At 63.3% G+C, this 6,683-nt stretch carries 6 protein-coding genes; all 6 read right to left on the bottom strand.

Features of this window, described 5'->3' with window-relative positions:
* Positions 1-97 precede the first annotated feature (97 nt).
* Positions 98-562: a multidrug transporter gene (locus tag ACK1U9_RS17675; RefSeq protein ID WP_153670507.1), complete on the bottom strand. Its 465-nt coding sequence runs from the start codon at positions 560-562 to the stop codon at positions 98-100.
* Between the two features lie 99 nt (positions 563-661).
* Positions 662-2,116: a mannose-1-phosphate guanylyltransferase/mannose-6-phosphate isomerase gene (locus ACK1U9_RS17670; RefSeq protein WP_046617045.1), complete on the bottom strand. Its 1,455-nt coding sequence runs from the start codon at positions 2,114-2,116 to the stop codon at positions 662-664.
* 35 nt (positions 2,117-2,151) lie between these two features.
* Positions 2,152-2,799: an alginate O-acetyltransferase AlgF gene (locus ACK1U9_RS17665; protein ID WP_046617046.1), complete on the bottom strand. Its 648-nt coding sequence runs from the start codon at positions 2,797-2,799 to the stop codon at positions 2,152-2,154.
* A 16-nt stretch (positions 2,800-2,815) separates the two neighbouring features.
* Positions 2,816-3,973 (bottom strand): alginate O-acetyltransferase, encoded by a 1,158-nt coding sequence (locus tag ACK1U9_RS17660; RefSeq protein WP_046617047.1) that lies wholly within the window; start codon positions 3,971-3,973, stop codon positions 2,816-2,818.
* A 10-nt stretch (positions 3,974-3,983) separates the two neighbouring features.
* The gene (locus ACK1U9_RS17655; protein WP_046617048.1) at positions 3,984-5,441 is read right to left on the bottom strand and encodes an MBOAT family O-acyltransferase; all 1,458 of its coding nucleotides are present in this window, start codon (positions 5,439-5,441) and stop codon (positions 3,984-3,986) included.
* Positions 5,442-5,577: 136 nt separating this feature from the next.
* A complete protein-coding gene (locus ACK1U9_RS17650; protein WP_046617049.1) occupies positions 5,578-6,681 on the bottom strand; it encodes a mannuronate-specific alginate lyase in 1,104 nt (367 codons plus the stop codon).
* Positions 6,682-6,683: the final 2 nt, after the last annotated feature.

Here is a 6,683-nt window from a genome sequence, read left to right as displayed (position 1 = left end):
GGCTTGCCCGCTCCCACAGGTACTCCACAGCTCTTGAGTACTGTGCAGTACCTGTGGGAGCGGGCAAGCCCGCGAAAGGGCCGGCACAGGCGATACATTAGTTGGCAAACGCACCTTGCAGATGCTCTGCACGAAACTCCAGGGTCTGCGGCCGGTACCCAGAGCGCAGTGGCGGCAGTGGCAGGCAGTCTTTCCACTCGGCCCCTGGCTGTAGATCACCCGGCCCACGGTAGCGCGGGGCGTTGTAGGTGTTCTCCGCCAGGTTCACGGTATCGCCCGGCGCATACGCGGCCACCCGCCAGCGCAGCTCGGTCAGCGGCACGTCGTTGCCGTTCTTCATGCGCACCTGCAGGGCGCGGTCGGCGGGGCAGTGTTCGGGGGCGTAGGCCAGGCGCAGGTCCAGGCGAGCCAGTTGCGAGGTTTCGCGGGTGTCCTGCCAGATGACGAACAAGGCCACCAGGCCCAGGCCACAAACGGCGGCCAGCGAGATCGGCAGGGCCTTGGCCGGGTAGCGCAACAGCAGCACCAGCCAGGTGAGAATGAGGAAGGCACCGATGATCATGGGGCAGGCAGACCTTGGTTGCGCGGGGTCTGACCATCGTAGCCCGAAATGGGAAGTGGCTCAAAAAAGCGGGGCCGCAAAGCGGCCCCTGGGGTTGCATTACTGCGCGATGGTCTTCACCGAAACACCCCGTTCGATCGGCGTGGAGGTACGCCCGTAAACATCTTCGAAGCGCTCGATGTCATCCTCGCCCAGGTAACTGCCGGACTGCACTTCGATGATCTCCAGCGGGATCTTGCCCGGGTTGCGCAGGCGGTGCACCGAGGCGATCGGGATGTAGGTGGACTGGTTCTCGGTCAGCAGGAACACGTTCTCGTCACAGGTCACCTCGGCGGTACCGGACACCACGATCCAGTGCTCGGCGCGGTGGTGGTGCATCTGCAGCGACAGGCTGGCGCCCGGCTTGACGGTGATGTGCTTGACCTGGAAGCGGCCGCCCATGTCCACCGAGTCGTACGAGCCCCACGGGCGATACACTTCCAGGTGGTTCTGGGTTTCGCTGCGGCCCTGCTCGTCGAGGGTCTTGACCATCTGCTTGACGCCCTGGACCTTGTCCTTGTGGGCAATCATCATGGCGTCCTTGGTCTCGACCACCACGATGTTCTCCAGGCCGATCACCGACACCAGCTTGCCGTTACCGTGGATCATGCAGTTGTGGCTGTCCTGCACCACCACGTCGCCCTTGGTGACGTTGCCGTTGTCGTCCTTCTCGTGCACTTCCCACAGCGACGACCAGCAGCCCACGTCGCTCCAGCCTGCCGACATCGGCACCACGCAGGCGCGCTGGGTCTTTTCCATCACCGCGTAGTCGATGGAGTTGTCCGGGCAGCAGGCGAAGGTGGCTTCGTCGATGCTCAGCACATCACCATCTTCCTGGCTGCGCTCCAGGGCCAGCACGCAGGTGTCGTAGATGTCGCCGTCGTGTTTTTTCAGCTCTTCGAGGAAGCGGCTGGCACGGAACAGGAACATGCCGCTGTTCCAGAAGTAACCGCCGGCCTGGACGAACTCGGCGGCGCGTTTTTCATCGGGCTTCTCGACGAACTGCGCCACGCGCGCCACGCCTTCTGGCAGCAGGGCGTCCTGGCTGGAACGGATGTAGCCGTAGCCGGTTTCCGGCTTGGTTGCCGGCACGCCGAACAGCACCATCTCGCCACGCTCGGCGGCCACGGTGGCCAGGGCCAGGGCGCGTTGCAGGGCTTTCTGGTCCTCGATCACGTGGTCAGCGGGCAGCACCAGCATCAGCTCGTCGCGGCCTTCGTTGATCAGTTTCATGGCAGCCATGGCCACGGCCGGCGCGGTATTGCGGCCGAACGGTTCCATCAGGATGCCTTGGGTTTCCAGCTTCAGCGCGGCCAATTGCTCTTGCACGATGAACTTGTGGTCCTTGTTGCAGACCACGATCGGGGTGTCCATGCCTTCGAACACCAGGCGCTCGAGGGTTTGCTGGAACAGCGTGTGTTCACTGGTCAGGGCCAGGAACTGCTTGGGGAACTGCTTGCGCGACAGAGGCCACAGACGGGAACCGCTACCACCAGAAAGAATTACCGGGATCATCATGTTTCTCCAATAGTCGTTGAGAGGCAGGGGAATCAGTTGCTAGCCACGGGGCGAGTTACCCACACCGGCGACAAGGCGTTGCCGGAACCCGTTACGTACAGCACTGCGGCTTCGCCGCGCTCCAGGGCGACGGGTTTGACGTCACCCACTTTCTTGTCTCCTTGGTACAGCGCCAGGTTGACCTTGACCGGGTTGATTTCGCGTTCGCCACGGCCGTTGGCGGCAACGGGCTTGACCACTTCGGTCTTGCCGTCGGCGGTCTTCAGGGTCAGTTGCTGGTCACTGAGGTTCTGCACACGAACCAAGGCTTTCTGCTTGTTCTTGAACGGCGGCTCTTCGATCAGTTGCGGGTTGCCGCTGGCGCTGTTGACCAGGGTGTAGTACTTGTCCGCAGCCAGCTTGACCGGCACGCTCTTGCCGCCGACCTGGGCGGTGTAGTCACCCCCTGGCAGGAAGCTGAAGTCGCTGCTGCCCTGGGCGCCAACCTGCTTGATCTGGGTGTTGCCGACCGAGGCTGCAGCCGGTGCGCTGGAAGCGTTGTACAGGCGCACGAAGGTCGAGCCTTTTGGTGCGCTCGGGCCGTACAGCGCGGCGTCGGCACCGGCGAAGGCCTGCATGGAGGCCAGGGACAGGCCGGCCGCGAGGGTGAGGGCTTTGGCAATGGAAGTCTTGGTAGTCATATGTATGTTCCTCTGATTAGTGGTTAGTCCGGGTGGACGACAAAGCCAGGTTTTCTTCGGATTTACGGGTGTTCTTCAGCTGGGCGATCCACTGCGGATCGAAGCTGCTGAGGTCGTTCTTCATTGGCAGATAACGTTCGGGGAATTCCCACACCACCACCTGGGGTGCGGCGTTCTTGAAGGCATCGCTTTGCAGGTACTTGAGCATCGGCAGCAGCGGGCCATGGCCGTCTTCGGCGTAGTTGGCCACGTCGCTGCGCAGGGCCTGCTGCAGCGCGCCGAGGAAGTTCCAGTGCGGGTTGGCGCTGTAGCTGGTGCCCACCAGGGCAACCGGGATCTGCTTGTCGGCGAACAGTGCGTCACCGGCTTCACCTTCGGCCTCGACAGGGCGAGTGGTGCGTTGCTGCAGGTTGTCCGGGGCCGGCAGCAGGTTGCTGAACAGCGGGTCCAGTGGCAGGAAGTTGGTCAGGTCACCCTTGTATGGCGCGGTGCTGCCGGCTTCGGTGATGAACGCCTGCGGGTCGCCGTTGAGCAGGCTCTGGCGGCTGACCGCCTCGGCCACGGCCTGCGCCGCCACTTCGGCACCCATTGGCGTCCAGTGGGTGTCGGTGCGCAGGAACACTTGGCCGCGGGCCTTGGCCTGTTCCATGGGTGCCATCAGGTCCGGAGCGAACACGTTGGCCTGGCGCACCTGGGCATGGAACTGGTTGTACAGGTCGTCATGCAGGCTGGTCGGCAGTTCCTTGCCCAGGTACTCGGCGTACACCCGCGCCTTGGCCGGCACGATCGCCAGCACCAGCTGGCTGCCGTGCTGCTGCAGGGTGTCGCGCACGCCACGGATCAACGCCAGGTTTTCCTGCATCAGCTGCTCGGCACCGGCGGTGGGCTTGAACTCCTCGTCACTGAACAGCCACTGGTCGCGGCCCAGCACCACGCCGGGGCGGCCTTCGTTGAACAGCTTGAAGTCCATCGCCGCCCACAGGTTGGTGCCCAGGCGCTTGATCGGGAACTGCTCGTCGTAATGGGTCTCGGCGGCCTTGGCCAGCTTGCCGTTGAGCAGGGTCATCTGCTCGGTACGCTGGAAGCTTTGCAGGCCACCGGTGGACCAGACGCCCATGCCCACCAGCAGGCCGAGGAACGACAGCGAATAGGTAATGCGTAATGTCCGGGTCATGTCATCAACCTCAGAACTGGAAGTAAAGGAACGGCGAGTAGCTCTGCGCCGAAAGCTTGAGGATCGAGGCCACGAACAGCAGCAGCACCAGGGCGCGGGTCATCACCCGGGTCCAGTCCAGGCCGATCGAACCGTCGCTGTTGACCTCCACCGGGGTGGCCTTGGGCGTTGGCCTGGCGTTGCGGTAGAAGTCGCGCAGGCCGAAGAACGCAAGGGTGATGTAGGCGACAACCAAGGTGGCTACCTGCAGGCCGGTGAGCTGGGCACGGTTGAGTTCCGACAGCTGCCATTCACCGAAGCTGAACATGGCGCCATACATGCGGCCGGCCACTTCCAGGTTCTCGGCACGGAAGATCACCCAGCCGACCACCACCAGCAGGAAGGTGAATGCCCACTTCACCGGGTTGAAACGCTGGGGGTTGGTGTCGATGCCCAGCGCGCGCTCGATGGCCAGCCACATGCCGTGCCAGGCGCCCCAGATGATGTAGGTGAAGTTGGCGCCATGCCACAGGCCGCCCAGCAGCATGGTCAGGAACAGGTTGCGGTAGGTGTTGAAGGTGCCTTTGCGGTTACCGCCCAGGGTGATGTACAGGTAGTCGCGCAGCCAGGTCGACAGGCTGATGTGCCAGCGCCGCCAGAACTCGGTGATCGACTGGCTGATGTACGGCTGCTTGAAGTTCTCCATGAAGCGGAAGCCCATCATCAGGCCCAGGCCGATGGCCATGTCGCTGTAGCCGCTGAAGTCGAAGTACAGCTGCGCGGTGTAGGCCAGGGCGCCGAGCCAGGCATCGCCGGTGGTCGGGTTCTGCAGGGCGAAGCAGTGGTCGGCCACTACCGCCAGGGTATCGGCGATGAACACTTTCTTGATGAAGCCCTGCATGAAGCGGGTGCAGCCTTCGGAGAACTTGTCCAGGGTATGGGTGCGGTTGTTGAACTGGTCGACCAGGTCCTTGAAGCGCAGCACGGGGCCGGCGATCAGGTGCGGGAAGATCGCCACGAACGCCGCGAAGTCGATCAGGTTGCGGGTGGCCGGGGTATCGCCGCGGTACACGTCGATGATGTAGCTGATCGACTCGAAGATGTAGAACGAGATACCGATCGGCAACAGCACGTGGGTGAGGATGAACGGCTCCAGGCCGAACGAAGTTATGATCGCGTTGAGGCTGTCGACACCGAAGTTGGCGTACTTGAAGTAGCCGAGGATCGCCAGGTCGACACCGACGCCGAGCAGCAGCCAGCGCTGCGCGGGCTTGGTACGCACACCGGCAGCGCCGACTTTCAGGCCGATCCAGTAGTTCCACAGGGTGACCCCGGCAAACAGGGCCAGGAAGTCCACCCGCCACCACGCGTAGAAGATGTAGCTGGCGACCAGCAGCAGCAGGTTGCGATAACGTTGCCCGCTCAAGTAGTACAGGCCGAGGAAGATCGGCAAGAACAGGAACAGGAACACGTTGGACGAGAAGACCATCCCGGTTCTCCTTTTTGTTCACAGCATCCGGGGCAAAGTGCCCCCCAAACCCCCCAGCGAAAAACCGGAAGGCAACTTAGGTCCCTGTGGTAGCGGGCAAGCCCGCTGCCACAGGTTCACTCCCAGATGGGAGGTGTCACTTCTTGCTCTTTGCGCTCGGGTCGTAGACCCGTGTCACGTCGCCGCCGAGCCTGAAGCTGTTGAACGGCTGCATGTCGTGCTTGCGCTCCAGGGTGTCACCGACGCAGTGGTACAGCGCGCACCAGGGTTCGAGCCATGAATACTTGCTGTCGATCTTCAGGTCGGTCATGTCCTGCTTCTCGCCGGCGCGTGCCTTGAATTGGCTCGGGTCGCGCACACCGGCCAGCACGCCTTCGCCCAGACGCTGCAGGGCGAAGTTGTTCTCGCTGCGCAGGTCGACACCATTGGCCTGGGCGAAGCTGGCGATCATCGCCAGCGGCGGCAGGGCGTAGTTGTGATACGCCAGGGCGCGCTGCTTGCGCTTGATCTCGTTGGGCAGGAAGCCCTGTTCATCCACCTGGTTGGCGCCGACCTTGTATTCCTTCACCGCCCAGTCGAACAGGTCGCGGCGGTCGGTGGCCACGGCGGTAGCCATCACCGACCAGGCCGCCCAGTAACTGTGGTTGTTGATCTTCTCCAGTGGCAGGTCGCTCCAGTCGCGCACGGTCTGTTCAGCGAGGCGGGCGAACCACTTCTCGATCAGCTCGGCCTCTTCCCGGTGCGCGGCCAGCGGCTGCGAGTTGGAAAACTTAAGGCGCAGCCAGGACCCGCTCATGCTGCCCAGCGCCCACTTGCGCATGGATTTGCCGGTGTGGTTGTAGTCGGTGGACATCAGCGCATCGGCACGTGCCCAGGAGCCCAGCCAGGTGAGCGCGCAATCCAGCTGGGCCGGGCGGCCGTCACGCATGTACTGGCCGACCATCTTGCTCACGCCCTTCTCGAGGGTGGTGATGCCCTCGGTCGACTTGCGAAAGGCCTTTTCCGAGGCTACGTTGAGCGTCGCCCGAGCCTTGTCCGAACCTTCGTACTTGCTGCGGAACTGCAACGCGCCGGTGTACGGCTTTGGCGCCGGCTCGCAATGGAAGTTGCCGTCTCCGGTCTTGAGCTTTTCAATGCCCTCGTAATAACCCTGCGGGGGCACCAGCGCGGCCTGCGCGGCGCCGCCGAACAGGGCCAGGGTGAGCAGGGCAGGGCGGAAGATTCGCTTGAGCATGGTCATGG

It is taken from the genome of Pseudomonas sp. XP1 (genome assembly GCF_053557675.1).
Note: the sequence above shows the minus strand (reverse complement) of the source record. Positions and strands in the feature narration are given on the sequence as shown.

What these genes read in the sequence shown, in the direction of transcription:
- ACK1U9_RS17675 (WP_153670507.1), bottom strand. Translation starts at nt 562, where the DNA reads ATGATCATCGGTGCCTTCCTCATTCTCACCTGGCTGGTGCTGCTGTTG.
- ACK1U9_RS17665 (WP_046617046.1), bottom strand. Translation starts at nt 2,799, where the DNA reads ATGACTACCAAGACTTCCATTGCCAAAGCCCTCACCCTCGCGGCCGGC.
- ACK1U9_RS17655 (WP_046617048.1), bottom strand. Translation starts at nt 5,441, where the DNA reads ATGGTCTTCTCGTCCAACGTGTTCCTGTTCCTGTTCTTGCCGATCTTC.
- ACK1U9_RS17660 (WP_046617047.1), bottom strand. Translation starts at nt 3,973, where the DNA reads ATGACCCGGACATTACGCATTACCTATTCGCTGTCGTTCCTCGGCCTG.
- ACK1U9_RS17670 (WP_046617045.1), bottom strand. Translation starts at nt 2,116, where the DNA reads ATGATCCCGGTAATTCTTTCTGGTGGTAGCGGTTCCCGTCTGTGGCCT.
- ACK1U9_RS17650 (WP_046617049.1), bottom strand. Translation starts at nt 6,681, where the DNA reads ATGACCATGCTCAAGCGAATCTTCCGCCCTGCCCTGCTCACCCTGGCC.